Annotated in this window: 22 protein-coding genes and 1 pseudogene; 5 read left to right on the plus strand and 18 right to left on the minus strand. The window is 71.6% G+C overall.

The annotated features are described in order from the left end of the window. Positions 1-40 precede the first annotated feature (40 nt). Positions 41-2,848, minus strand: coding sequence for a penicillin acylase family protein (locus ACWCRJ_RS24805; RefSeq protein ID WP_450941341.1), 2,808 nt, complete (start codon positions 2,846-2,848; stop codon positions 41-43). A 335-nt stretch (positions 2,849-3,183) separates the two neighbouring features. On the opposite strand from ACWCRJ_RS24805, the gene ACWCRJ_RS24810 reads away from it, so the two are divergent. Continuing rightward, complete coding sequence (locus ACWCRJ_RS24810; protein WP_450941342.1) at positions 3,184-3,786, plus strand: hypothetical protein; 603 nt, start codon at positions 3,184-3,186, stop codon at positions 3,784-3,786. 143 nt (positions 3,787-3,929) lie between these two features. Here ACWCRJ_RS24810 and ACWCRJ_RS24815 read toward each other — a convergent pair whose 3' ends face one another. After that, the gene (locus ACWCRJ_RS24815; protein WP_450941343.1) at positions 3,930-4,451 is read right to left on the minus strand and encodes a hypothetical protein; all 522 of its coding nucleotides are present in this window, start codon (positions 4,449-4,451) and stop codon (positions 3,930-3,932) included. 315 nt (positions 4,452-4,766) lie between these two features. On the opposite strand from ACWCRJ_RS24815, the gene ACWCRJ_RS24820 reads away from it, so the two are divergent. Then, on the plus strand, positions 4,767-5,843 hold the full coding sequence (locus tag ACWCRJ_RS24820) for an RNA ligase (ATP) (protein ID WP_450941344.1): 1,077 nt from the start codon (positions 4,767-4,769) through the stop codon (positions 5,841-5,843). Between the two features lie 34 nt (positions 5,844-5,877). Here ACWCRJ_RS24820 and soxR read toward each other — a convergent pair whose 3' ends face one another. After that, positions 5,878-6,384: a redox-sensitive transcriptional activator SoxR gene (gene soxR, locus ACWCRJ_RS24825; protein ID WP_450941345.1), complete on the minus strand. Its 507-nt coding sequence runs from the start codon at positions 6,382-6,384 to the stop codon at positions 5,878-5,880. 108 nt (positions 6,385-6,492) lie between these two features. Between soxR and ACWCRJ_RS24830 the strand changes: the two genes are divergently transcribed. Then, positions 6,493-6,954: a MaoC family dehydratase gene (locus ACWCRJ_RS24830; protein WP_450941346.1), complete on the plus strand. Its 462-nt coding sequence runs from the start codon at positions 6,493-6,495 to the stop codon at positions 6,952-6,954. Between the two features lie 152 nt (positions 6,955-7,106). On the opposite strand, the gene ACWCRJ_RS24835 is transcribed toward ACWCRJ_RS24830, so the two are convergent. From ACWCRJ_RS24835 to ACWCRJ_RS24855, 5 genes are all read right to left on the minus strand, one after another. Then, the gene (locus ACWCRJ_RS24835; protein WP_450941347.1) at positions 7,107-7,811 is read right to left on the minus strand and encodes a polysaccharide deacetylase family protein; all 705 of its coding nucleotides are present in this window, start codon (positions 7,809-7,811) and stop codon (positions 7,107-7,109) included. Next, positions 7,808-8,506 (minus strand): glycoside hydrolase family 11 protein, encoded by a 699-nt coding sequence (locus ACWCRJ_RS24840; protein ID WP_450941348.1) that lies wholly within the window; start codon positions 8,504-8,506, stop codon positions 7,808-7,810. Before ACWCRJ_RS24840 ends, ACWCRJ_RS24835 begins: the two co-directional genes overlap by 4 nt. Before the next feature lie 331 nt (positions 8,507-8,837). Further along, positions 8,838-9,464: a TetR/AcrR family transcriptional regulator gene (locus ACWCRJ_RS24845; RefSeq protein ID WP_005485102.1), complete on the minus strand. Its 627-nt coding sequence runs from the start codon at positions 9,462-9,464 to the stop codon at positions 8,838-8,840. A 118-nt stretch (positions 9,465-9,582) separates the two neighbouring features. Further along, the gene (locus ACWCRJ_RS24850) at positions 9,583-9,870 is read right to left on the minus strand and encodes a YiaA/YiaB family inner membrane protein (RefSeq protein ID WP_005485101.1); all 288 of its coding nucleotides are present in this window, start codon (positions 9,868-9,870) and stop codon (positions 9,583-9,585) included. A 179-nt stretch (positions 9,871-10,049) separates the two neighbouring features. Beyond that, a complete protein-coding gene (locus ACWCRJ_RS24855; protein WP_450941434.1) occupies positions 10,050-11,201 on the minus strand; it encodes an acyl-CoA dehydrogenase family protein in 1,152 nt (383 codons plus the stop codon). 75 nt (positions 11,202-11,276) lie between these two features. Here ACWCRJ_RS24855 and ACWCRJ_RS24860 point away from each other — a divergent pair, with 75 nt between their 5' ends. Both ACWCRJ_RS24860 and ACWCRJ_RS24865 read left to right on the plus strand, forming a co-directional pair. After that, positions 11,277-11,921 carry a TetR/AcrR family transcriptional regulator gene (locus ACWCRJ_RS24860; protein ID WP_450941349.1) on the plus strand — a complete coding sequence of 215 codons (645 nt, stop codon included), beginning with the start codon at positions 11,277-11,279 and terminating at the stop codon, positions 11,919-11,921. Positions 11,922-12,001: 80 nt separating this feature from the next. Continuing rightward, positions 12,002-13,070 (plus strand): annotated as a pseudogene (locus ACWCRJ_RS24865) (DMT family transporter). Here ACWCRJ_RS24865 and ACWCRJ_RS24870 read toward each other — a convergent pair. From ACWCRJ_RS24870 to ACWCRJ_RS24915, 10 genes are all read right to left on the minus strand, one after another. Beyond that, complete coding sequence (locus ACWCRJ_RS24870) at positions 13,027-14,352, minus strand: MFS transporter (RefSeq protein ID WP_450941350.1); 1,326 nt, start codon at positions 14,350-14,352, stop codon at positions 13,027-13,029. The pseudogene ACWCRJ_RS24865 and the gene ACWCRJ_RS24870 overlap by 44 nt on opposite strands. A gap of 153 nt (positions 14,353-14,505) precedes the next feature. Further along, positions 14,506-15,591, minus strand: a complete 1,086-nt coding sequence (locus ACWCRJ_RS24875; protein ID WP_450941351.1) for a Zn-dependent alcohol dehydrogenase — start codon at positions 15,589-15,591, stop codon at positions 14,506-14,508. Between the two features lie 38 nt (positions 15,592-15,629). Continuing rightward, positions 15,630-17,018, minus strand: coding sequence for an aldehyde dehydrogenase family protein (locus tag ACWCRJ_RS24880; protein ID WP_450941352.1), 1,389 nt, complete (start codon positions 17,016-17,018; stop codon positions 15,630-15,632). Between the two features lie 226 nt (positions 17,019-17,244). Further along, positions 17,245-17,712, minus strand: coding sequence for a DUF3574 domain-containing protein (locus ACWCRJ_RS24885; protein ID WP_450941353.1), 468 nt, complete (start codon positions 17,710-17,712; stop codon positions 17,245-17,247). A gap of 204 nt (positions 17,713-17,916) precedes the next feature. Beyond that, complete coding sequence (locus ACWCRJ_RS24890; RefSeq protein ID WP_450941354.1) at positions 17,917-18,750, minus strand: class F sortase; 834 nt, start codon at positions 18,748-18,750, stop codon at positions 17,917-17,919. Between the two features lie 58 nt (positions 18,751-18,808). Beyond that, on the minus strand, positions 18,809-19,402 hold the full coding sequence (locus ACWCRJ_RS24895; RefSeq protein ID WP_450941435.1) for a hypothetical protein: 594 nt from the start codon (positions 19,400-19,402) through the stop codon (positions 18,809-18,811). A gap of 202 nt (positions 19,403-19,604) precedes the next feature. Continuing rightward, positions 19,605-20,804 (minus strand): MFS transporter, encoded by a 1,200-nt coding sequence (locus ACWCRJ_RS24900; protein ID WP_450941355.1) that lies wholly within the window; start codon positions 20,802-20,804, stop codon positions 19,605-19,607. 94 nt (positions 20,805-20,898) lie between these two features. Beyond that, positions 20,899-22,377, minus strand: a complete 1,479-nt coding sequence (locus ACWCRJ_RS24905) for a CitMHS family transporter (RefSeq protein ID WP_450941356.1) — start codon at positions 22,375-22,377, stop codon at positions 20,899-20,901. Between the two features lie 121 nt (positions 22,378-22,498). Beyond that, complete coding sequence (locus tag ACWCRJ_RS24910; RefSeq protein WP_450941357.1) at positions 22,499-24,754, minus strand: molybdopterin oxidoreductase family protein; 2,256 nt, start codon at positions 24,752-24,754, stop codon at positions 22,499-22,501. A 235-nt stretch (positions 24,755-24,989) separates the two neighbouring features. Beyond that, a complete protein-coding gene (locus ACWCRJ_RS24915; RefSeq protein ID WP_450941358.1) occupies positions 24,990-25,607 on the minus strand; it encodes a TetR family transcriptional regulator in 618 nt (205 codons plus the stop codon). Positions 25,608-25,908: the final 301 nt, after the last annotated feature.

Genomic DNA, 25,908 nt, shown 5'->3' on the forward strand with positions numbered 1-25,908 from the left:
GGCCCGCCGCCGTCCTGCTCGTTCACTCACACCGGTGCGCTCACCGGTGCGAGGTGAACTCCACGACCTGCTGGTAGGTCGGCCGGTTCTGCCAGCTGATCTTGTTGTGCTTGATGCCTCCCAGGGGCTGCTGGATGATCGAGTCGGCGCACCACTGGTCGCCGGCCGAGCAGTACGCGTCGCCGGGGTAGACCTGTGCGGCGGTCTTGCCCGCCGCCTCCTTGAGGGTGTTGATCAGGATCGTGCGGCAGGCTGCGAGATCGCCGCCGCCGCAGTACCGGTTGGCGAGTGGGCCCCGCACCGTCTCGCCCAGCACCGAGCGGATGTCCTTGTCGACGTAGCTCCACCAGCCGTACTGGAAGGAGCTGCCGGCGTGGGAGCCGGTGGGTCCGTGCGCGGCCGACGGGGACTCGTCGATGGGGAGGTTGGCGGTCATGGCGGTGTACAGGCCGGTGCCGAGGCCGGGTTCGAACTCGGCCTTCACCAGCAGCGGCCACCAGGCGTCCAGGATGCGGATCGCCTCGGCGTTGGCGTAGGTCTTGGAGCCGGCGGAGGTCTCCGTGCGCTTCGAACCGGAGGTGACCCAGGTCTGGAGCTTGGTGACCGCGGCGGCGGCCGCGGAGTCCGTGACCGTGCTGCTGTTGATGACCTTGAGCAGGTCCGGGACGACGTCCTCGGCCCGTAGGTCGGCGAGGCCCGCCTCGGCCATCGCCTTGGTCAGCGAGGCCCGGGTGACCCCGCCCGCCGCGACCAGTTTCCTCACCCGGTCGTCGAGGAGGTTGCCGCGGTGGACGGAGCCGTCGCCCCAGGAGGCCGTGGTGTAGTCCGCGGCCTGCTTGTTGTTCCAGGAGATGTAGTAGTCCTGGTCGACGGAGTTGGGGTGGGCGGAGGGCGCGGTGTAGTCGGCGGTGTTGGTGGTGGGGTTCCAGTTCCGCCACTCGTAGGCCGACTGCGCCCAGGCCGGGAACTCGGGGTCGACGGCCGCCGCGCGCACCGGGTTGTCACCGCTGTTGTAGTACGCGGTGCGCGTGGAGTCGGCGTAGAACCAGTTGAAGGTGTAGTTGATGTTCTGGACGGCCTTCTGGAAGGTCTCCGGGCCCTTGACGTAGTCCGGGTCGTTCAGCATCTGGAAGCCGATGATCGACTCGGCCTCGTTCAGGTACGAGGAGCGCAGGGTGGTGTAGGCGACCCTCTTGCCGTCGACCGTGGCGCGGTGCGTCACGGGGCCGTACTTGGTGCGCCAGACCTGCATGCGGTAGGAGCCGGCCGGGGTGGAGTCGGCGGTGGTGGGCTTCCAGGAGTTGGTCTGCTCGATCTTCTCCATCGCCGTGCAGGTGCCGTGGTAGAGGTAGTGGACGTCGTCCTGGCACAGCTCGACCGCGTACGCGTCGATGATGTCCTGGCCGGAGGTGGTGGCGCTCCAGGCGTAGTCCTGGCCGCGGCCGAGTTCGACGTACATGCTCAGGCCGGCGAAGGAGGCGCCTCGGGCGCTGATGCCGGGGCCCTGGATCTCCTGGAGCATGAGCAACTGCGGGGCGAAGTAACCGGTCTGCGGGCCGAAGACGGCGACGGGATGTCCGCTCGCGGTGTGCTCGCCGCCGACGACGAGGGCGTTGGACATGCCGCGCCGGGCGGAGCTGAGGGCACTGTCGGTGGCGGCGGAGGACAGGGTGGTGGAGGCCTCCGTGGCCGCGCTGCCGGTGCGGTCGTACACGAGGGGTTCCTCGGCCACCGTGCCGTCGTCGGGGAGGGCCATGCCCTGCGGGTTCGCGGGTTTGGTGGCGTACGGGAAGCTGCCGTCGTGGACGGTGAGGGCGGCCTCGGGGTCGTTGCGCTCGCGGAAGGACTCCCAGACCTTGGTGCCGTCGGTGACGCCGTACTTCTCCTGGGCGGCCAGCAGGGAGAGGGCGTTGTTGACCTCGCCGCCGCCTCCGGAGCCGAAGAGGGCGCCGATGACGGAGGCCAGGGCGACCAGGTCGGTGGGCTTGAACTTCTCGATGGTGCCGGCGTTGGTGACGGAGTCCTTGTGGCCGGTCAGGACGTACTCGCCGGGGTAGTTGCGGGCGCTGTCGGAGGCGTCGATGTAGGCGTTGATGCCGGCGACGTAGGCGTTGACGTCGGCGAGGGCCAGCTGCCCGCGCTCACCGTTGGTGGCCACCGCCTTGTCGATCTGGGCCTGGAGGTCGGCCTCGGTGTAGGGGGCGTGGCGCCAGAACTCCTGTTCGAGGCCCTGGTTGGAGGGGGCGCCGCCCGCGAACGGGGTCAGCTTGCCGCGGCCGACGTGACGGAAGACGTCCATCAGCCACAGCCGGTCCTGGGCGGCGGCATAGCCCGCGCCGAACTCGGTGCCGTAGCGGGTGGTGCCCGTGATGTGCGGCACACCGGTCTTCTTGTCCCGGACGATCGTGACGTCCGTGCGGCCCGCCGGGCTCAGGGTGGAGGCGACCTGGCCGGAGGGCACGCCGAAGGAGGCGTCGTTGAAGAAGGTGTTGATGGTGGAGTTGGTGAGGCCCGGGTAGCCGGTGGCCAGGTTGCTGTACGGGCCGAGCTGGTTGCTCGCGTTCTCCGGCGTGGAGCCGAAAGCCTGGTTGAGGAGGATCTGGGCGAGGGTGGCGTTGCCGTTCTGACCGGGCGGCAGGATGTCCGAACACTGTCCGCCGCAGTGGTCGGTGACCGCTGCCGAGGCGGCTGTGTCTGCCGCCGCCGCGGGGGCGGCAGGGGAAAGAGGCGACAAAAGACCGGCAACGAGTGCGCATATCGAAGCGGCCTTGAGGAACTCCGGGAATCGACGGGGAGTTCTCAGTCTGTCGAGTGCGGTGCGTGAGGGGCGTGGGGTGCGCCAGGGCATGGCAGCTCCTACCGACGGGGGTGGGCCGGATGTTACCGCCGGTATCCCCGGCTTTGAAGATGAACATGCGTCACGTTTTTTGGATCACCGCGCAGCGGACAGATGACGGACAGCGTGAACAGGTACTCAGAAGTAGTCGTAAGCAGACGAGAAGAAGTCAGAGACAGTCAGACGTAGGTAGGAACGGTTCGTGAACGGCTCAGTAGACGACTTATGGAGGTCATCGGAAATCGGATGGAGCCGAATCGCGTGTCGATACGTCTATTCGGCGACGTCCCGACGACGACGCCGAAGTGACCGAAGTACAGGTGCAGGTGTGACGGAGGTGCAGGGCGATGGCTGGTTTCCGGAGTCTGGCAAGACAGGTGCGAGATCCCAGGTGCGATCTGGCACTGCGGCGTTATTCGCTGCGCAAGTGCCTTGAGCGCTTCGCCCCCTATGGACATCGGGCGACCTGGGACCACCTGTGCTCACGGGCCGGGTTCGGACCCGAGGACCGCAACCCCGACCCGGCGCGGCTCGTGGCCGCACTGGAGGAGTTGGAGGAGGCCCGCTCCGTGTGGCTCGACTACGAAGTGCAGTTCGCGCGGCGCCGCAAGAAGGAGAAGCACGACGGGCTGCGCCGGCCCGGCAGTGTCGACGACTGGCACCGGCTGACCTGGGGAGGCTTCGGAGTCGCCTGGTGCGACGACCCGAAGGTCCATCCCCGTGAACCGATGGCGGAGGTGCTGCGCCGGCTCATCGCCGCGCTGGAGCGCGAGCCGGGCTCGACCTGCCCGGTGTGCGAGGGCGACGGGCTCGTCTGGAGGTACGACCTGGCCCACGAACCGTCCTCGGGCCCGGTCTGCACGGAGTGCGGAATCGTGGTGCCACGACCGGTGCTCACGCCCGAGGCCCTGGCGGAGTCCAGGCGCGGACGGCTGCTGATCTCGGCGTAGCACGACGGGGGTGCGCCGGGGATGCCGCACCCCCGTGCATGTGCGCAACGGCCGTGGCGGACAAGCCGTGTTGCGGTACGGCCGGGTGCGGGTGCGGCCGTGTTGCGGGTATGACACCGAACGCCCGTACGGCGGCGTGAGGCCTACGGCTCCTTGACGTCCGTGTGGATGGCGAGCTTGAACTCGGCGAGGGTGATCGCCGTGGCCCGCCTGGTGTCCCCCGACCCACGCGCGGATATCTTCAGCCCGAGCGGCATGCCCTGGTGCACGAACATCTGCCACAGGAAGGTGCGGTACTGCCCGCCCCGGGTGGACATGCTGTCCGTCGTGCCCGTCGAGTCGTACTTCTTCTTCGTCAGGCTCAGCGGATCGCGTACGAAGCGGGCCCGGTACTCCACTGTCCTCGGGTCCGCCTCCCAGAACACCATCGCAGAGAGCACGCCCCAGCCGTCGTGGCTGGGCCAGATCAGGCCGGAGCGCGGATCGGGGAACCTCGACGCGGTGCCGCCGCCGTTCGCCGGATCGTGCATCTTCCAGGGGTCATAGGACTCCTGGGTCTTGTCGTACGGGAAGCGCACCAGGTGGTAGCCGTCGGGATCGTAGGTGATCCGCTGGACGCCCGAGTGCGCCTCCTCCCACTTCAGCGAACATATGACGACGCTCATCGGCGCCCCTTTGCTCTTGCCGGAGGGTGCCGTTCCACCCTCTCCGTGTCCATGACAGAGTTTCGGGGCAAGCGGTTGCGGCGCAGGGGGAGAACGCGCCGGGGAGCGCGGATTCACAGGTTCGCGCGCGGTCGGGTCGGCGCCTCGCGCGGACGCGCTCCCTCCCGTGCCCGGCGGTCGAACGCGGCCGGGACCTTACCGGCGGGGCCGGGACCCTACCAGCGCCAAATCCCCTGGCTCCACCCCTTTCCCATGACGACAGTGGGAAGTGATGACACAGCCCTGAGCGACCCAGGAACCGAGGGAGAGCCCCCTATGTCGACGCTGCGCGTCACCGCCGAAGTGCTGACGATCCACGAACACCCGAACGCCGACGCGCTCGAACTGGCCCAGGTCGGCCTGTATCGAGCCGTCGTGGCGAAGGGGGCGTACCGCACCGGTGACACCGCCGTCTACATCCCCGAGCAGTCCGTGCTCCCGGCCGAACTGATCGAGGAACTGGGGCTGACGGGGCGGCTCGCGGGGAGCGGGGCGGACCGGGTGAAGGCCGTGCGGCTGCGCGGCGAGCTGTCCCAGGGCATCGTCTGCCTGCCCCGGGCGCTCGCGGACCTGGACCTGGCCGCCGCCGCCACGGACGGCACGGACTTCGCGGAGCGGCTCGGCATCGTCAAATGGGTGCCGCCGATCCCGCCGACGATGAGCGGCGAGGTCGATTCGGCGCCGGATCTGCTGCCCTGGGTCGACATCGAGAACATCCAGCGCTATCCGGACATCTTCACGCCCGGCGAACAGGTCGTCCTGACGGAGAAACTGCACGGCACGGCCTGCCTGGTGACGTACTTCGCCGAGGACGGCCGCGTCCAGGTGTCCTCGAAGGGCTTCGGCGCGAAGGCCCTCGCCCTGAGGGAGGACCCGCGCAACCTGTACTGGCGTGCCGTCCACGGCCACGAGGTGGCCGAGGCCGCGTCCCGGCTCGCCGAGCGGCTGGGAGCCCGCCGCGTCGGGATCTTCGGCGAGGTCTACGGCGCCGGGGTGCAGGATCTGACGTACGGCGCCGACGGCCGTCGCGCCACCCTCGGGTACGCCGTGTTCGACGTCTCCGCCGACATCGACGGCCGGATCCGCTGGCTCGACCCGGCCGAGCTGTCCGACCTGCTCGACGGTGAACTGCCGCTCGTACCGAGGCTCTACGAGGGGCCGTACGCCATCGACCGGGTGCTGGAGGTGGCCACCGGCCGGGAGACGGTCTCCGGGCGTGATCTGCATCTGCGTGAGGGCGTCGTGATCCGGCCGGTCACCGAGCGGTACAGCCCGGTGACCGGCGGGCGGGCCATCGCCAAGGCGGTCAGCCCGGCGTACCTGACCCGCAAGGGCGGCACCGAGTACGAATAAGAGGACGAGGGGGCCGGGGCCCGGGAGTCGCCACTCAGCGGCAACTCCCGGGCTCCTCCTCCCGTTCGTCCTTCAGCTCCGCTCTCCGGCGCTCGACCAGCAGACGGGAGCCGCTGCGGCTCTGGCCGAAGGCGTCGTCGGGGTTGGACAGCACACAGGTGGCCAGGGACAGACAGCCGCAGCCGATGCAGTCGGTGAGGTGGTCGCGCAGCCGGTTGAGCTGCTTGATCCGTTCGTCCAGTTCGGATCGCCAGACCTCGGAGAGGTGGGCCCAGTCCTCGCGGGTCGGCGTCCGCTCCTCGGGCAGCTCGGCGAGCGCCTCGCGGATCGTGGCGAGCGGGATGCCGACGCGCTGCGCGGCGCGGACGAAGGCGACCCGGCGCAGGGTGTCCCGGCTGTAGCGGCGTTGGTTGCCCGTCGTGCGGCGGCTGCTGATCAGCCCCTTGGACTCGTAGAAGTGCAGCGCGGAGACGGCGGCACCGCTACGGGCCGACAGCTGGCCGACGGTCAACTCGTGGATCTTCTCAGGGATCTGGGGCACCCCTCCGAGCCTACCCACACCCGAAAGGGTCACCGCCCGTTGACAGGGGCCCTGCGGCCGACCATGCTAAGCAGTCGCTTAGAGATTTGGGACCAGGGAGGCCGGGACATGGCAGAGCCGAGGATCTTCACGTCCGCCGAGGAGCTGAAGGCGGCGGTGGGTGAGCAGCTGGGGCACAGCGACTGGCTGGAGGTCGACCAGAAGCGGATCGATCTCTTCGCCGAGGCCACCGGTGACCACCAGTGGATCCACGTGGACCCGGAGAAGGCGGCGGCCGGTCCCTTCGGCACGACCATCGCCCACGGCTATCTGACCCTGTCGCTGCTCCCGTTGCTGGTGCCGCAGATCCTCAAGGTCGAGAACGTGAGGATGGGCGTCAACTACGGCACGAACAAGGTCCGTTTCCCGGCACCGGTTCCGGTCGGTTCACGGCTGCGCGCCACGGCGACCCTCCAGGAGGTCACGGAGGTCGGCGGCGGCGTGCAGGTCACGGCCGCGGTCGTGGTGGAACGCGAGGGTGGGGACAAGCCGGTGTGTGTCGCGGAGTCGGTGTCCCGGTACTACTTCTGAGCCGGACCGCTTCTGAACCGGACCGCTTCTGAACTGGACTGCTTCTGAGCCTGTGCCGCGCCGCCGGTGCGGTGACGTGGCGCGGCGGTCGCGGCCGTCGCGCCACCGCACCGCGCCACCACCGGGATCCGGCGGGTGCCGCGGCCGCGCCCCTACGCGGGTGCCACGGCACGACCTGTCTGCGGTGAGATCATCCCGGCGCACAGGCCCCGGCCGGCCAGCCCCCGCGCGATGCGCGGGACGGCCGCGAGGGTGTTCGCGGACCAGTCGTGCATGAGGATGACCTGACCGTTGGTGAGCCTGGCGGCGGCCTGCACGATCGCGTCCGTGCCGGCCCCGTTCCAGTCCTGCGAGTCGACGTTCCAGATGATCTCGGTCAGCCCGTACCGGGCGGCGACCGATCGCACCGTCGCGTTGGTCTCGCCGTACGGCGGCCGGAACAGCCTGGGCGTGCCACCGCCCGCCGCCGCGATGGCCTGCTGGGTGCGGGAGATCTCCGAGTCGATCTGCGCCTGGCCCAGCTGGGTCAGGTGCGGATGGGTGTAGCTGTGGTTGGCCACCCACATGCCGGCGGCGACCTGGGCCCGGACCTGGGCGGGGTTGGCGGCGGCGTACTGGCCCTGGTTGAACATCGTGGCCCGCAGCCCGTTCTGGCGGAGCGCGTTGAGCAGGGCCGGGGTGTTGCCGGACGGGCCGTCGTCGAAGGTGAGGCCGACGTACCCGGTGCAGGCGGCGGCTCGCGCCGGGGCCGCCTCGGCGGCCGTGAGCGCGAGGGTGACGGTACTCGCGAGGGCCGTCGCGACGACCAGGGTCCGCTTCCCCAGGTGACGGAGCGCGCGGCGTGGTCCGGTGGTCACGGGGCCACCGTGATGGAGGAGTTGCCGCTGCTCCGGTATCCCTCGGTGGCCATGATCATGTAGTACCGGAAGCTGCCGAGGGGCATCCCCGCCCGGGCCCAGGCGTCGAAGTGGTTGCCGGTGGTGATGTTCCCGCCCGTCCGCCTCGACTGACGGACGCTCCAGTACTGGTCGAAGGTGCGGTTGCCCTCGACGGACGGGGCGTTGTAGCGCGTCGTCCGGTAGATGTCGTACGTGCCGCCGTCGCTGCTGACCGTGCCACGGTAGGTTCCCGTGGGCCGGTAGGTGCCCCAGTTGTCGACGATGTAGTACTCGACGAGCGGACTGGCCGTCCAGCCGTAGAGGGTCAGGTAGGCGTTGCCGGACGGATTGAACGAGCCCGAGTAGCTCACGGTCCTGCGGGAGCCGTTGCTCCAGCCCTTGCCGGCGACGAAGTTCCCGGTGTTGCTCCAGGAGGTGCGGTAGTTGCCGCCGGAGGCCAGGGTCATGGAGACCGTGCCCGGGGCGTCGGTCCAGAACGAGTAGTAGAACCCGTTGTCGGTGCCGGTCCGGTTGCCGGTGATGACCGTGTCCGCGTGGGCGGTGCCGGGCAGGGCCACCGCGGTCGCGGCGGCCAGCGCGGTGGTGCAGAGCCCGCCGATGAAGAGCCTGCGGCTCGGGGGCGGGGTGGGAGTGGGTGCGGATGCGTCGTTCATGCGCGCGTCCTCCTCGGGCTGTCGGGGGTTCGCCCTGTCACCCCGGGAGTGTTGGCCTGCCCCTGTCAACTGTCAATACTTTCGGCAGTGATCCCGAAACATTCGTCTGCTGTACCAGCCATGATCCACCACCGACCGCAATCACCGATCGCCTCCCCGTCCTGGATCCTCGAATGTTTCGAAGATGCCGCCGACCGAGCAGGCCGTGGTGGGCCGCAACGGGGCACGGAGTCGCGCGCCGGAGCGCGAGGGGCTCGGCCGCAGGCGGTTCGGGCCGCAGGGTCCGGGCCGCAAGGGGGTCCGGGCCGCAGGGGGTCCGGGCCGCTCCCGGCTACTTGGGCGCGGCCACCATGCGCAGGACGAGGTCCGCGTAGAGGGAGCCGACCTCGTCGGGGGTGCGCGGGCCGTTGACGTTGAACCAGCGGGCGACGTCGATGCAGAGGGAGAGGATGGCGACGGTGGTGCCCCGCACGTCGGGGACGTCGAAGTCGCCGGCGGCGACGCCGTCCTCGATGATGCCGCGCACGGCCGCGTCGTTCTCGCGGCGCAGGGTGACGATCTCGGCGCGGGCGTCGGGGCCGAGGGCGTCCAGCTCGTACTGGACGACTCGGGCCACCGTGTGCTGCCCGGCGTGCCAGCGGACGAAGGAGCGGACGGCCTCCGCGAGACGGTCGGCCGGGCTGCCGTCACCCTCGGCCGCCGTGCGCAGCACGTCGAGGGCCTTCTCGTGCCCGATGCGGCTGATCCGGTGGAGCAGCTCTTCCTTCGTCTTGTAGTGGATGTACAACGCGGCGGGGCTCATGCCCGCGCGGCCCGCGATGTCCCGGGTCGTCGTCGCGTGGTAGCCGCGCTCGGCGAAGGCCTCCACGGCGGCCACCAGCAGCCGCCGGGCCGCGTCCGGGTTGACCTCGCCCCACGGCTGCGGCTCGCCGCCCGCCGTGTCCTCCGCCGTACTCATCGCTCGTTCGCCCCTTCCTGTGGCCGGGCACCACCATACCGCCGAAAGGTGAGCGGGCGCTTAGAAGGCCCGCTCAGGGCTGTGGCGTACGGGCCGTGGCACACCGGGACGGGGCTCGTCAGAGCTTTTCGAAGGGGTCGTGCTCCGCGAGGAGCTTCTCCAGTCTGGCCTGGTCGACCCGGCTGACGATGCGCCCGGCCTCCTGACGGTCGCGGATCACCTTGGCCAGGGTGAAGGCCGAGGTGACGAGGTAGAGGACCGCGACGGCGAGGAAGGCGCGGACCCAGGTGTCGGCGTCGAGGTTGTAGATACCGACGGTGGTGGCCGCCATGGCGACGGCGAAGGACGCGACGGACTGGCCGTAGAAGGCCGCCGTGTTCTGCTGCTTGACCGGTGTCTCACTCATGGGGACATGGTTCGCCGGCTGTGGCCCGGACCACATCCGTCGGAATACTCAGGCGGCGGCCCCCGGGTACTCAGTCCGGCTCGTCCGACCGGCCATCCGAACGGTCGTCCGTCCGGCTCGTCCGAGTCCCGCCCGTCCGCCCGTCCGTCCGTCCGCCCATCCGTCCGTCCATCTGCGGCTCAGAACGCCGAAACGCCCGTCAGCGCCCGCCCGATGAGCAGTTTCTGTATCTGGCTGGTGCCCTCGTAGAGGGTCATCACGCGGGCGTCGCGCAGGAGTTTTCCGGCCGGGTACTCGTCGATGTAGCCGTAACCGCCGAAGACCTGGAGGGCGTTGTTCGCGGCGCGGACGGCGGCCTCGGAGGCGAAGAGCTTGGCCTTGCTGGCCTCGGTCGCGAAGGGCTGCCCCCGGTCGACGAGGTCGGCGACGCGCCAGGTCAGGAGCCGGGCGGCGTCGACGTCGACCGCGATGTCGGTGATCAGCTCCTGCACGAGCTGGTGGTGGGCGATGGTCCTGCCGAACTGCTCGCGCTCGCCGGCGTGGCGGACCGCCGCGTCCAGGGCGGCCTGGGCGATACCGACGCATCCGGCGGCGACCGACATCCGGCCCTTGGCGAGCGCGGACATGGCGACGGTGAAGCCCTTGCCCTCCGGGCCGAGCAGGGCGGAGGCGGGAACGCGGACCTCCTCCAGGACCAGTTCGGCGGTGGCCTGGCCGCGCAGACCGAGCTTGCCGTGGATGGGGCGGCGGGTCAGGCCGGGGGTGTCGGTGGGGACGAGGAAGGCGGAGACGCCCTTGTGTCCGGGGGCGTCGGTGGAGCGGGCGAAGAGGAGGACGACATCGGCCCAGGTGCCGTTCGTGATGAACATCTTGGTGCCGCTGATGACGAAGTCGTCGCCGTCCCGGACCGCGCGCGTGGCGAGGTTGCCCGCGTCGGAGCCGGTGCCCGGTTCGGTGAGGCCGAAGCAGCCGACGTACTCCCCCGACGTGAGCCCCGGCAGCCAGCGGCGCTTCTGCGCCTCGTCACCCCAGACCGCGACGGTCTTCGCGACCAGACCGAGGGAGACGGAGACGATGCCGCGCACGGAGGAGTCGCCCCGGCCCAGCTCCTCGGTGACCAGGCAGTACGCGAGGTGGTCGCCACCGGAGCCGCCGTACTCCTCGTCGACGGTGAGCCCCAGGAAGCCCACCTCGCCGAGCTTCCTCACGATGGCCCGGTCGACCTCCTCCGCCCGGTCCCAGGCGATGACGTGCGGGGCGATCTCGCGCTCCACGAAGTCCCGCGCGAGCCGGCGCACGGCGGTCTGTTCCTCGCTCAGCTCCAGGTTCACGCGACCCGCCTCTCGTCCGTTCTCCATTTAATTACCACTGCTAGTTTTAGGGGCGCAGCCCCTACTATGTGCGCCATGGCCAGACCGCGCAAGCCCCTGCTGAGCACCGACCGCATCGTGGAGACGGCCCGGGCGCTGGTGGACACGGAGGGACTGGCGGCGGTCTCCACGCGACGGCTCGCGGCCGAGCTGGGCGTGAGCGGGCCCTCGCTCTACAACCACTTCCGCACCATGGACCAGATCCTGGAGGCCGTGGCCGACTCGGTGAGCGCGCAGGTCGACCTGTCGATGTTCGAGGACGGGCGGCCCTGGCGAACCGCGCTGCACGACTGGGCGGTCTCGTACCGGGCCGCGCTGCGCGACCACCCCCACATCGTGCCGGTCCTCGCGCGGGGGCCCGGCCGGCGGCCCGCCGGGCTGAAGGTCGCCGACGTCGTGTTCGGGGCCATGGTCGAGGCGGGATGGCCCGCGGCGCAGGCCACGTCCATCGGGGCGTTGATGCGGTACTTCATCATGGGGTCCGCGGTCGGGTCCTTCGCCGGGGGCTTCGTGGACGACGAGAGCGCGTACGACCCGGCCGACTATCCCCATCTCGGGCAGGCTCACCTGCTGGCCGAGCAGCAGGAGAAGGTCGACGAGCGCGCGTTCGAGGTGGGGTTGCGGGCGTTACTGGACGGGCTGGAGCAGCAGTACGCGCGGGCCGGGCGGCGGGATCCCTAGGCACCGACCGGCGTCGACGCCGAGGCCCGCGTCCGAAAACCGCGAGCCCGGACGGCGTCGCGGCGCCTGGCCTCGGCCCCATGCCGAACACCTCCCGCGCCGAACCCACCCGCGAGGTCGAACTTCTCGCGGCGGGGGCGGCGACCGTCACCGTCGTGCTGTGGGCGTCGGCGTTCGTGTCGATCCGGAGCGCCGGAGAGGCGTACTCCCCCGGCGCTCTGGCGCTCGGACGGCTGCTGGCCGGGGTGATGGCGCTGGGGGCGATCTGGCTGTGGCGCGGTGAGGGGCTGCCGCCGAGGGGCGCGTGGCGGGGCATCGCGGTGTCCGGGGTGCTCTGGGGTGTCCGGGGTGCTCTGGTTCGGGTTCTACATGGTCGCGCTGAACTGGGGCGAGCAGCAGGTCGACGCGGGTACGGCGGCGCTGGTCGTGAACATCGGGCCGCTTCTCATCGCCCTGCTCGGCGCCCGGCTGCTGGGTGACCCGGTGCCGCCCCGGCTGCTGGCCGGGATGGCGGTGTCGTTCGCGGGCGCGGTCGCCGTGGGGCTGTCGATGTCCGGCGAGGGCGGGGCCTCGGTGCTGGGCGTCGTCCTCTGTGTGCTCGCGGCCGTCGCCTATGCGGGCGGGGTCGTCGCACAGAAGCCCGCGCTGGGTGCGGCGAACCCGCTGCAGGTGACCACCTTCGGCTGCCTCGCGGGAGCCGTGGTGTGTCTGCCGTTCGCCGGGCAGCTGGTGCGGGGGACCGCCGCCGCGCCCGTCCAGGCGACCCTCACCATGGTGTACCTGGGCGTCTTCCCGACCGCGCTGGCCTTCACCACCTGGGCGTACGCCCTCGCCCGTACGACCGCGAGCCGGATGGGCGCGACCACGTACGCCGTGCCCGCGCTGGTCGTGCTGATGTCGTGGCTGGCGCTGGGCGAGGTGCCGGGGCCGCTCACGCTGGCCGGTGGCGCGCTGTGCCTGGCGGGGGTGGCGGTGTCCCGGTCCCGGGCGCGTACGCGGGAGGCGGTGCCCGGCGCCGGTGCCGCGGCCCCGGATGCCGTTCCGGGACCGCGGCCCGGGCCGGGCGCGCGTGGTCGGTCCTGCGGCTCGGACCGGGTGCGCGAGGTCAGTCCTCCGGCCGTGAACCCGCCCTCCCCGCCAGGATTTTGATCGACACCAGGGCAATGACCGAGAGCCCGATGATGTACGCGGAGACCGCCATGGAGGTGCCGGTGGCCTCCAGGAGCAGGACCATCAGGAACGGGGCGAGACCGCCGCCGAGGACGGCGGCGATCTGGTAGCCGAGGGAGGCGCCCGTGTAGCGCATCTCGGGGGTGAACAGCTCGGCGAACAGGGCAGCCTGCGGCCCGTACATGATGCTGAGGAAACAGCTGGCGACGAAGGTGCCGACGGCCAGCCACAGCAGGGAGCCCGTGTCGATGAGCAGGAACAGCGGGACGGCCCACAGGGCGATGCCGGCGGCGCCGAACGCGTAGATCCGGATACGGCCGACGCGGTCGGAGAGGGCCGCGGCGGCGGGGATCAGCACCAGCTGGGTGAGGCTGACGCAGAGGGAGACCGCGAGCACCGCGCCGCGCTTCATGTCGAGTTCGCGGGTGGTGTAGTCGAGGACGCCGGTGATGAGGATGTAGAAGGTCGCGGTGTTCACGGCGAAGGAGCCGCCGGCCAGGAAGACCGTGCCGAGATGACCGCGCAGGATCGTCCTGAGCGGGGAACTCCGCTCCCCTTTCTCCTTCTCCGCCAGTTTCCGTTCCGCCGCCCGGAATTCGGGGGTCTCCTCGACATGGCGGTGGATGTACCAGGCGAGGCCGAGGACGAACAGGCCGACCAGGAAGGGCACGCGCCAGCCCCAGGCGGTGAACGCCGAGTCGTCGGTGGTCGCGCCCACGACGAGGAACATCGTGTTGGCGCTCACCACGCCGATGGGGACGCCGAGCTGCACGAAGCTGCCGTACACCCCGCGTTTGCCCTCGGGGGCGTACTCGGTGGCCAGCAGCATCGCGCCGCCCCACTGGGCGCCGACGGCGACGCCCTGGGCGACCCGGAGGAGGACGAGCAGGATCGGAGCGGCGATGCCGATCGTCTCGTACGTGGGCAGGAGGCCGATGGCGGTGGTGGACAGGCCCATCAGTGTGAGGGCGAGGACCAGCATGGGCTTGCGGCCTCGTTGGTCGCCGAGGTGACCGGCGACGATGCCGCCGAGGGGGCGGGCGAGGAAGCCGACGGCGAAGGCGGCGAACGCGGCGAGGACTCCCGCGGAGGAACTGCCGGCCGGGAAGTAGAGATCGCCCAGGACCAGGGCGGCGGCTATGCCGAAGACGAAGTAGTCGTACCACTCCACGGCCGAGGCGAGCGCCGCGGCGGTGGCGACCTTGCGATGGCTCTGGGGGCGGGAGGTGGTGACGGGGGAGGAAACGGGAGCGGTGTCCATACGAGCACACTCCGGTGGGTGCGGGGACGTTCCGGGGAACGTACTGACCGGACGGTATGGAGGTCAACGGTCGTGCACGGGTCGCTTCGCGTGGGGTGGGTGTTCGGGTGCCGGTGAGCGGGGGCGACCGGCCCCCGCTCGGTGGCACCCGGATCAGAACGTCACCAAGGCCCTGCCGCCTTTGCCGGCCCGCATGTTGTCGAAGGCCGCCGGGATGTCGGCGAGGGAGATGCGGTCGGTCACGAGGACCGACAGGTCCAGACGGCCGGCCCGGATGTGGTCCGCGAGGACGGGGACGTCACGGGCCGGGTCGGAGTTGCCGTAGACGCAGCCGGAGAGGGTGCGGCCCCAGTGGAAGAGTTCCAGCGCGTTGAAGGTGACCTGCTGGTCCTTGCCGCCGATGCCGACGACCGTGGTGCGGCCGCCGCGCCGGGTCGACTCCCAGGCCGTCCGGATGGTGACCGCGCGGCCGACGCACTCCACGGCGACGTCCACTCCCTGCTTGCCGGTCAGGCCACGGATCTCGCGGGCGGTGTTCTCGGAGGCGACGACATAGTCGGTGGCCCCCGCCGCGCGGGCCAGTTCCTCCTTCGCCGGGGAGACGTCCACGGCGACGATCCGGGACGCGCCCGCGATCCGCGCGGCCTGGAGGGCGGCCAGCCCGACACCGCCCACCCCGAACACGGCGACGGTCTCACCCTCCCGGACCCGGGCCGAGTGGTGGACCGCGCCGTATCCGGTGAGGACGGCACATCCGAGCAGGGCCGCGTCGGTGAGCGGAACGCCGTCCGGGGCGGGCAGCACACACCCGGCGGCCACGACCGTCTCCTCCGCGAAGGCGGCCACGTTCAGCCCGGGGTGCAGGTCGGCGCCGTCGGAGACCCGCCGGGCGTGCACGTCGCCGGCGCCGACCAGCGCGTTCGCGCACAGCCACACCTCGCCGAGCGAGCAGGCGTGGCAACTCCCGCAGGACGGTGCCCAGTTGAGGACGACGCCGTCGCCGGGTGCCACATGCGTGACTCCGTCGCCGACCGCGAGGACCGTGCCCGCGCCCTCGTGGCCGAGCACGGCGGGCACGGGCACCCGCATGGTGCCGTCGGACAGCGACAGGTCGGAGTGGCAGACCCCGGCGGCGGCCAGCCGCACCCGGACCCGACCGGGCCCGGGGTCCGGCAGTTCGATCCCGGTGATCTCCAACGGGGCACCGACGGCGGGCAGTACGGCGGCTCGGACAGCCATGGGGGACGCTCTCCTACGTTCGCTGGGAAACGGCTCGCTCAGAACTGCATGGACTTGGTCTGCAGGAACTCGGCCAGGCCGTGGGGACCGAGTTCGCGGCCCACGCCCGACTGCTTGTAACCGCCGAACGGGGCCAACGGGTTGAAACGGCCGCCGTTGATGTCGACCTGACCGGTGTCCATGCGGCGGGCGAAGGCCACGGCCTCGGTGTCGTCACCGGCCCAGACGGCACCGGCCAGCCCGTAGACCGTGCCGTTGGCGATCCGCAGGGCGTCCTCCTCGTCCTCGTAGCGCAGGATCGACAGGACCGGGCCGAAGATCTCCTCCTGGGCGACGGTCATCTGCGGGGTCACGTCGGCGAGGACGGTGGGGCTGACGAAGTAGCCCTGCTCACGCGGGGGTTCGGCCCCGCCGGCGATCAGGCGGGCGCCCTCGGCCACGCCCTGCTCGATGTACCCCCGCACCCGCTCCCGCTGCTTGGCGTTGACCAGCGGGCCGATGCGGTCGCCGTACTTCGCGGCGGCTTCGGCGGCCAGCCCGACGGCCTCGTCGTACTGGGAGGTGTGGACGAGCATGCGGGTCCAGGCGCTGCACGTCTGGCCGGAGTTGGACATGACGTTGGCGACGCCGGTGGCGACCGCCTTGCCCAGGTCCGCGCTCGGCAGGATGACGTTGGCGGACTTGCCGCCGAGTTCCAGCGCCACCTTCTTGACGGCGGCCCCGGCGGTCGCGGCGATGCGCCGGCCGACGGCCGTGGAGCCGGTGAAGGAGACCAGGTCGACGCCGTCGTGCTCGGCCAGCGCCTGCCCGGCTACCGGGCCGAGACCGGTGACCAGGTTGAACACCCCGGCGGGTACGCCCGCCTCGTGGACGGCCTCGGCGAAGAGCTGGGCGATCAGCGGGGTGTCCTCGGCAGGCTTCAGGACGACCGTGCAGCCGGCGGCCAGGGCCGGGGCGACCTTGGCCACGATCTGGTGGAGCGGGTAGTTCCAGGGCGTGATCGCGCCGACGACGCCGATGGGCTCGTGATAGACGGTCGAGTTGCCGATGCGTTCCTCGAAAAGGTGTTTCGCGGCCAGCTCGGCGTACGACCCTGCGACCGCGACCGGCAGGTCCGCGTGCACCCGCTGGGAGAACGGCAGCGGCGCGCCCAGCTCGGCCGTGACCGTCTCGGCGATCTCCTGCCGGCGCGCGGCGAGCGCGTCGCGCAACGCGCCGATGAGCGCGCCCCGTTCGGCGGGCGGGGTCGCGGCCCAGCCGGGGAGAGCGGCCCGCGCGGCGCGCACGGCGGCGTCGACGTCCTCGGCGGTGCCCGCCGGGACCCGGTCGATCACCTGCTCGTCGGCCGGGTTCACGACCTCGATCGCGCCGGTCCCGGCGGCGGGCCGCCAGCTACCACCGATGTACATACCGTCGTGTGCCTTCATCGCGCTGCCTCCCGATCGGGCGTGGTCGTCCGCCCCAAAAACTAGCCCTGATAGTTTTCCGGCACCAGGGCCTTGAGCAGTGAGGCAGGACTCGTCGGTGGTCGGGGGGTTCGACCCGGGGGGTGGAGAGGCGGGCCGGGTCGCGCCGGACGCCCTGGTGCGTCCGGTGTCCTGGTGCGTCCGGTGTCCTGGTCCGCCGACGTTCCTGCTCCGCCGAGGTTCCGGCTCAGAAGTCCACCCGGGTCCGGTCGTCCACCCGGGCCACCGCCTCCTGGGCGAACTCCTTCCGGTAGTCGCCGCGGATCTTCTCGATCTTGTGGTCGTTGGTGGTGGCCGCCGTCACCGGATACAGCAGCATCAGCTCGTACGACCGCTCTTTCTCGATCGTGCCGCCCGCGTCCCGCCACTGCCCGCGCCCCTCCCGCACGGTCAGGCCCTCCGGGAACCCGGGGGTGACCCGGCGGTCGACGAACGCCGTGAACTGCTCCTCGGTGACGGCCGGACCCCCGCCCGGGCGTTCGGTGCCGAAGAGCAGCCGCGTCTCGATGTACGGCGTCCCGCGCGCCGGGGCCACCACGGGACCGCTGGGGGCGTCGGCGAGGGTGGCGTACGCGGTCGGGGCGCCGGCGGTCAGCAGGCAGGCGGCGGCCCCGAGCGCGACGCGCGTACGGGTGAGGGTGGGGAGTCGGGTCATGTGATCAGCTCTAGTGGAGCCGCCCGCTCCGGATCAGTCGGCCGCGCCGGTACCGGTCCGCGCGTGCGCCCGTACGCCCCCGGGGCTCGCCAGGGGCGTACGGCAAGCACCGCGCGCTCCGAATTCACGGCTGGCGCTCCGAATTCACGGCTGGCGCGCCGGATTCACGGCTTGCGCGCCCCATTCACGGCTGGCGCGGCGGATTCACGGCTTGCGCGCGGGTTCCCGGGTCGCGGTGAGATGGGCGAAGACGACGACGTTGCTCGCGTAGCCCTTGCGCCGGTCGTACGTCCCGCCACAGGTGATCAGGCGCAGCTCGGGGCGGCCGCGGTGCCCGTACACCTTCTTGTTGGGGAAGCGGCTCTTCTCGTACGTCCGCACGGCGTCCACCGTGTAGACGGCGGTGCGGCCGTCGGCCCGCAGGACCTCCACGATCCGGCCGGGCTTGATCACGTCCAGCGCGGCGAACACGGCGGGGCCGGTCCTGGTGTCCCGGTGGCCGACGACGACCGCCGTGCCGGGCCCGCCGGGCGCGGGACCCTCCGCGTACCAGCCGACCAGCTCGGGCTTGTCGTCCGGCGGTGCGGGAAGCCGCCGCCCGCTGTCGAGGCGGAGCGCGGTCACCGGTGCCTCGATACCGAGGTAGCGGATGGTGACGGTCTTCGCCGGGGACGGCGGCAGCGTACGGGGCCGGGCGGTCCGCTTCGGCTCGGCGGTCCGCTTCGGCTCGGCGGGGGCGGAGGCGGGGCCGGTGGCGGTGGCGGGGGCGGACCGCGCGGGCTCGGTGGGAGTCGGGCTCACCGGCCCTGCCGCGGCCGTACGCCCGGCCGGCGCTCCCCGGTCAGGCGCCTCGGTCGAGGGCGGGGTGCGTACGGGCTCGTCGGGGGGCGGGGGCGTGAAGTACAGGGAGGCCTGTGCGCCGGGCGCCCCCGCACCGCGTGCTCCGGAGTCGGCCCAGGCGGAGGGGGCGTCGGCGGCCGCGGTCCGCTCCCGGTGCTCCGCCAGGTGGACGCCGCCCACCACCAGCGCGACGGTCATCACGACCGTCCGCGTCAGGCGGTAGGCGCGCGTCCGGTACCAGGGCCTCGGCCTGCGTCTACGCGGCGCCATCGGCGCGGCGACGGCGCAGCCGCAGGTAGGCCACCCCGCCGACCGCGGCGAGGCCCACGGCGGCCGCGCCCGCGACGGGCGCGAAGTCCTGGGTCATGGCGAGACCGCCGGCACCGGCCGGGACGGCACCCTCGGGACCGGCGAGACCGGCGGGCGGGCAGTTGACGTTGATGCTCCTGCGCCCTTCCTCCAGCGTCCCGCCCACGGTCCTCCAGGTCAGCACGTACTCCCCGTCGGGAAGCCGTGCCGCGTTCTCGGGCGCCACGGGCGTGCTGTGCCCGGTGCCGTCGGCCGCGAGGGTGATCTCGCCCGTGGCGACGGGGTCGGTCCGCGGCGCGGGGGGCTCGTTGTCGATGGTCCAGCTGATGCGCTGCGAGGGCGTGGGGTCCTCGGGGAAGTTGAAGGCGGAGAGGTAGAAGTCGCAGACCAGGGGCTGGTTGCGCTGGTTGTCGAACGGGAAGCCCACCTTGTGGATCACGACGTCGGGGTCGCCCGGGGCGGCGACGGCGGCCGGTGCCGTGAACAGGCTGGCTCCCGTGACGGTGAGTGCCGCGAGGACGGTGGCGGCACTCACGCGCACTCCGGCGGGGCGCGGGCGGGACGAGGTGGACATGCAGAACCTCCGAGTCAGACGATTTTCACACAAATCGCTCTTTCGCCTGACTCTCTGTCACATCACACCGGGCGCGGGGGGAGCCGCGCCCGACACCCCGTCAGATGTCCCTCTTCCGGCCCAGGCGGACCCCCGGCCGGAACGGCCCTCCCCTTTCCCCGTCCCCGCCCTACGCGGTCTCCGGCCCGCCGCTCCCCCGCCCCGGCTGCGCCGGTGAGCGCAGGGCGATGCCCGCCGACACCAGCAGCAGCGCGCCGAGCATCACGAACGGCGCGGCCACACCCGCGACACCGGCGATCAGCCCGGCGGCGGCGGGTGCCCCGGCCTGCCCCAGCCGGTTCCCCGTCAGCCGAAGCGCGAGGGCGGTGGACCGCGCCTCGTCCGGCGCCGCCTGCACCACCGTCGTCATGGACAGCGGCTGTCCGACCCCGAGACAGAACCCGAGGGCGGCAAGGATCAGGGCCAGTCCCCACACCGGCACCGGCGCCGCGATCCCGGCGCACAGCACGGCCCCGAGCACACAGGTGACGGTGAGCAGCGCGGTCCGGCCCAGCAGGCGCAGCATCGGTGTCATCACCAGACGGCACGCGATGGTCGCCGCCGCCCGCAGACTCAGCAGGACACCGATCACCGAGGGCGCGATGCCCCGGTGTTCACCGACCACCGGCAGATACGCGGTGAGAATGTCGGTCGCCGACAGCACGGCAAGGCTGATGAAGATGCCGCCGGGCACGCCGCGGGTGCGCAGGATGCGGTGCACGGGCACCCGATCGCCCTGCCCTGTACGGGACTTGGGCTCGAAGGGGCGCTCTATCCGCCACAGCGAGGTGAACGCGACCGCGGCCCCGGCGCCCGCGACCACCAGGGCCAGGGCGCTCGTGCGGGCCATGTCCGGACCGCCGATCAGGGCGCCCGCGGCGATCGGGCCGACCAACTGACCGAGGGAGGCGCCGATGGTGAAGTGGCCGAAGTTGCGGTCGTGTTCGTGCGGCGCGGACTGGCGGGCCACCAGCGACTGGGCGCCGATCACGAAGGAGAGATGACCGAGGCCCATCACACCGCTCCATACGGCCATCGCCACCAGCGAGTCGGCCAGGCCGCTCAGGACACAGCCGCCGGATATGAGGACGACGCCGACCGGCAGCAGGGGCGCGCACCGGCCGTGGTCGGTCCGGCGGCCGAGCGGGACGGCGGCGAACAGCGGGAGCAGGGCGTAGACCCCCGCGATCACACCGATGGCGCGCTCGTCGGCGCCCAGCGCGAGGGCCCGGTAGGACACGGCGGGCCGGGCCATCGACACCGCCCCCTGCGCGAAGCCGAAGGCGATGACGAGGCGGAGCAGCCAGCCGCGGTTCCTACCGGGCCTCACGATGCGGGTCCTCCTTGGGGACGTTCACGCCGGTGCGGGCGAACGTCGCACCGGCGCGGGGGAGTCGGGCTGCGGGGAGTCGGACCGGCGGGGTTCAGATGATGCCGAACAGCACACCGGCGCCGAGGATGATGAGCGAGGTCGCCGCCGCCCACTTCACCACGAACTTCGTGTGGTCGCCGAACTCGACCTTCGCCATGCCGACGAGCACGTACACGGCCGGCACCAGCGGGCTGGACATGTGCAGCGGCTGGCCGACCAGGGAGGCGCGGGCGATCTCCAGCGGCGAGACACCGTGGGCGGCGCCGGCCTCGGCGAGGACCGGGAGGACACCGAAGTAGAAGCCGTCGTTGGACATGAAGTAGGTGAGCGGCAGGCTCAGGAAGCCGGTGACGAGGGCCATGTGCGGGCCCATGCCGCCCGGGATGCCGTCGACGATCCACTTGGCCATCGAGTCGACCATGCCGGTGCCCTGGAGGACGCCCGTGAAGACGGCGGCGGCGAAGACCATGCCGGAGACGTTGAGGACGTTGTCCGCGTGTGCGGCCAGCCGCTCCTTCTGGTCGGGGATGTGGGGGAAGTTGACGGTCAGCGCGAGCGCGGCGCCGATGATGAACAGCACCGGGATCGGCAGCCACTCCATGATCATGGCGGTGAGCAGCGCGACCGTGAGCAGCGCGTTGAACCAGTACAGCTTGGGGCGCAGCGTCGGACGGTTGGGGTCCAGGCCCTGGAGGCGGACGTCGTCCTCGGCGTCGTCCTCGGCGTCGGCGTCGGTGCCGGAGCCCGCGCCGCCGGTGGTCTTCGTCGTACGGACCTTGTCGTCGCCGGAGTGGGACCCGGCGGCGGACGCGGCGCCCGCGCCGACGAGGACGGTCTCCTCGGAGCCGGTGGTCTCCCCGTCCTCGGCACCGTCCTTGACGATCTTCTCCTGCTCCAGCACCTCGTCGAGGCTCAGCACACCGAGGCGCTTGCGCTCCCGCAGGCCGAGGAAGTAGGCCAGGATGAAGACGAAGAGCAGGCCGACGAGGAGCGCGGGGATCATCGGGACGAAGATGTCCGCGGCGTCGAGCTTGAGCGCGGTGGCGGCGCGGGCGGTCGGACCGCCCCAGGGCAGCGTGTTCATCACGCCGTTGGCGGTGGCGGCGACACCCGTCATCACGACCAGGCTCATCTTCAGCCGCTTGTACAGCGGGTACATCGCCGAGACGGTGATCATGAAGGTCGTCGAGCCGTCGCCGTCCAGGGAGACGATCGCGGCGAGCAGGGCCGTGCCGACGACGATGCGCAGCGGGTCGGCCTTGCAGAACTTCAGGATGCCTCGGACGATCGGGTCGAAGAGACCGACGTCGATCATCAGGCCGAAGTAGACGATGGCGAACATCAGCATCGCGGCGGTGGGCGCGAGGTTGCCCACCCCCTCGATGACGTAGTCGCCGAGATGGGCTCCCTTTCCGACGAACACACAGAAGAGCGCGGGGATCAGTACGAGCGCCGCGATCGGCGACATCTTCTTCATCATGATCAGGACCAGGAAGGTCGCGATCATGGCGAAGCCGAGGATGGTCAACATGTGGATACCTAACGTTCGCCCTTGAACTCCCACCAGGGCACCGGCGGTGCGACGAAGTTAGGTCCCGTCCACAAGGATTAACAAGGAGTTGACATGCGAGCAATAAGAGCAGAACTCCTGGTCACAGCGTTGCGCCTGCTCGGGACAGCTCCACGGGGATGCCGTTGAGGACCGCGTTGCCCGACAGGGGGTCCAGGAGGGAGCCGTCGAGAAGCTGGTTGACGTTCACGCCGGGGTCGATCGCGGCGTGCCGCATCCGGGTGCCCGGACGGTCGTGTCCCCAGCCGTGCGGAAGGCTGACGACACCGCGTCGTACGACGTCGGTGACCTCCGCGGGTGCGGTGACCTCTCCCCCGGCGCCCTTGATCCGCACAGCGTCTCCGTCGGCGATCCCGAGGCGGTCGGCGTCCTCGGGGTGGAGGTGCAGCGTGCAGCGGTTGGTGCCGCCGGTGAGGGCGGGGATGTTGTGCAGCCAGCTGTTGTTGGACCGCAGATGGCGGCGGCCGATGAGGACGAGGCCGGCCCCGCGCTCCCGCAGGGCGGCGCGGAGCCTCGGCAGGTCGTCGGCGATCGGGCCGGGCAGCAGTTCGATGCGGCCGCTGACCGTCTTCAGTGGCTGCGGCAGGCGCGGTCGCAGCGGGCCGAGGTCGATGCCGTGCGGGTGGGCGAGGAGCTTCGCGAGGGTGAGCCCGTCCGGGGCGGCGCCGAAACCCTCTCCGTACGGGCCGAGGCGCAGCATCATGTCGAGGCGGCGCTCGGGGCCGGTGTCGCCCGTGAGCAGACCGGCGAGTTCCTTCGGGTCCCGGCCGTGGACGGGTGAGTGGGCCTCCTTGACGGCCTTGCCCAGGGTCTGGCCGATGACCAGGTCGTCGACGGCGGAGGGGTCGGCGCCGTGCATGCCGGTGGCGGCGAGGACGAGGCGCGCGAGGATCTCCGTCTCGGCCATGCGCCCGTCCTCCAGGGGAACGGCGGCGGGGTTGTAGCGGACCTGGTTGTGCACGGCGAAGGAGTTGAAGGCGAAGTCGTAGTGCGGGGCCTGGGAGGGCGGCGGCGGGGGCAGGACGACGTCGGCGTGGCGGGCGGTCTCGCCCAGATAGGGGTCGACGCTGACCATGAAGTCCAGGGAGTCGAGCGCCTTGTCGAGGCGGTCGCCGTCGGGGGCGGAGAGCACGGGGTTGGCGGCGATCGTGATGAGCGCGCGGACCGGGCTGCCCTCGGGGGTGGCGGTGTCGATCTCCTCGGCGAGCGCGGACAGCGGCAGTTCGCCCTTGGCCTCCGGGTGGCCGCTGACCCGGCTGTGCCAGCGACCGAGCGCGAAGCCGTGGCCGGGGCCCGCGGGCCGGGGAGTCCTGTCGGTCGCGGACTGCGGGAAGAGGGCGCCGCCGGGCCGGTCGAGGTTGCCGGTGAGGATGTTGAGCACGTCGACGAGCCAGCTGGCGAGGGTGCCGTGCGGGACGGTGCAGCTGCCGATGCGGCCGTACACGGCGGCGGTGGGCGCGGCGGCCAGCTCGCGGGCGAGCGCGCGGATGGTCCCGGCGTCGACGTCACAGGCCTCCGTGACGGCCTCGGGTGTGAACTCCGCTACGGCGGCGGCCAGTTCCTCGGTCCCCAGCACCAGCGGGGCGAGGTCGCCGAGGTCGACGAGGTTCTCCTCGAAGAGGACCTGCGCCATCGCGGCGAGCAGCAGTGCGTCCGCGCCGGGGCGGATCGCCACATGCCGGTCGGCGAGCTTGGCCGTACGGGTCGTGCGCGGGTCGACGACGGTGAGGGTGCCGCCGCGCGCCTTGAGGGCCTTGAGCCTGCCGGGGAAGTCGGGGGCGGTGCACAGACTGCCGTTGGACTCCAGGGGGTTGGCGCCGAGGAGCAGCAGGTGGTCGGTGCGGTCGAGGTCGGGGACGGGGATGGCGTTGGCGTCGCCGTAGAGCAGTCCGCTGGAGACGTGCTTGGGCATCTGGTCGACGGTGGAGGCGCTGAACAGGCTGCGGGTGCCGAGGCCCGCGAGGAGGGCGGGCGGGTAGAGGGCGCCGGCCATGGTGTGGACGTTCGGGTTGCCGAGGACGACGCCGACGGCGTTCGGGCCGTGGGCCTCGACGACGGGCCGGAGCCCCGCCGCGACGGCGTCGAACGCCTCCTGCCAGGTGGCCTCCCGCAGTTCGCCGTCCCTGCGGACCAGCGGGGTGCGCAGCCGGTCGGGGTCGCCGTCGGCGGCACCGAACGAGGCGCCCTTCGGGCAGATGAACCCCTTGCTGAACACATCGTCCCGGTCGCCGCGCGCCTTGGTCACCCGGGTGCCCTCGATGGTGAGGGTGAGGCCGCAGGTGGCCTCGCAGAGTGGGCAGACGCGCAGGGCGGTGCGGGAGTCGGTGGTGGTGGACACGGGTCCTCCCGGAGGGGCGGCGGCGACGGTGACGCTCGGACGGGGGCCGCGGGCGGTGAAGCGCGCGGCACCGAGGCCGAGCATACCGACCGGTATGCAGCGAGGGGAGGGGCTGCCGGGGTCTTGTCGGGAATTCGCGGGACCGTCACCGGGCGGGTCCGGTCGCCCCCGGCCGGGCGGGCCGCTCATCCCCGCGCCGCGGCCCGCCCCCGGCCGGTCCGAGCCGGCCCCGTGGTCAGTCCAGCACGCGGGCCAGATAGGCCCGCAACAGCTCCCGCATCTCCTGGATGATCCGCGCGTCACCCTCCGGGGAGACCCGGAAGGCGAGGTGGACGAGGGTGTCGGCGGTTTCGACGGCGATGAGGAAGGTGCGGCGGAGGTCGTCGTCGGGGGTGCGGTCGATGAAGGCGGAGAGCAGTTCGGACAGCCGGTCGGCGACCCGGTGGTTGGGCTCCTGCCGGCTGCCGCCCACGGGGATCTGGTTGCCGAAGTCGATGAGGGCGAAGCCGGGGGCGTTGCGTTTCATGTCGAGGTACTCGTCGAGGACGGCGTCCATCGCGGTGCGCCACTCCCGGCCGCCCATCGCCCGGAGGCGGCGGGTGACCCGGTCGGTGAAGCGGTCCAGGTTGCGTTCGGCCAGCGCGTCGGCCATCGCGCGCTTGTTGCCGAAGAAGCGGTAGACGGAGCCGATGGGCACACCCGCACGCAAGGCCACGGCACGGGTGCTCAACGCGTCGTAGCCCACCTCGTCGAGGAGGTCGGCGCAGGCGTCGAGGATCCTGGTCAGTCGTTCGGCACTGCGCCGCTGCACGGGTGCGCGGCGCAGGGAGGTCGCCTGGGACACGGGCTTCATGATGCCTTTCCGCCGAGGTCCGATGAGCTGTCCGAATATCAGTACGGCCGTTGCCACTGCTCCCGCTCAGCCGTGGGCCACGACCGGCCGCGGACATCCGCACGTCGCACGCCGCACGTCCACAGCCTGCCGGGAGACTAGAGCACCGCACTGACAGGACGGATCCCCCCTCGATCCGGTTCTCCCCCTCGGCCCGATGCACCCGATCTGTCGACGTGCGCCCGCGTCCGGTTGCCGCCCTGTCCCCTTGCGTCCGCCTCGACCGAATCCTACGGTGAAGCATAGGAATCGAGAACGGCGA

It is taken from the genome of Streptomyces sp. NPDC002324, assembly GCF_053593335.1.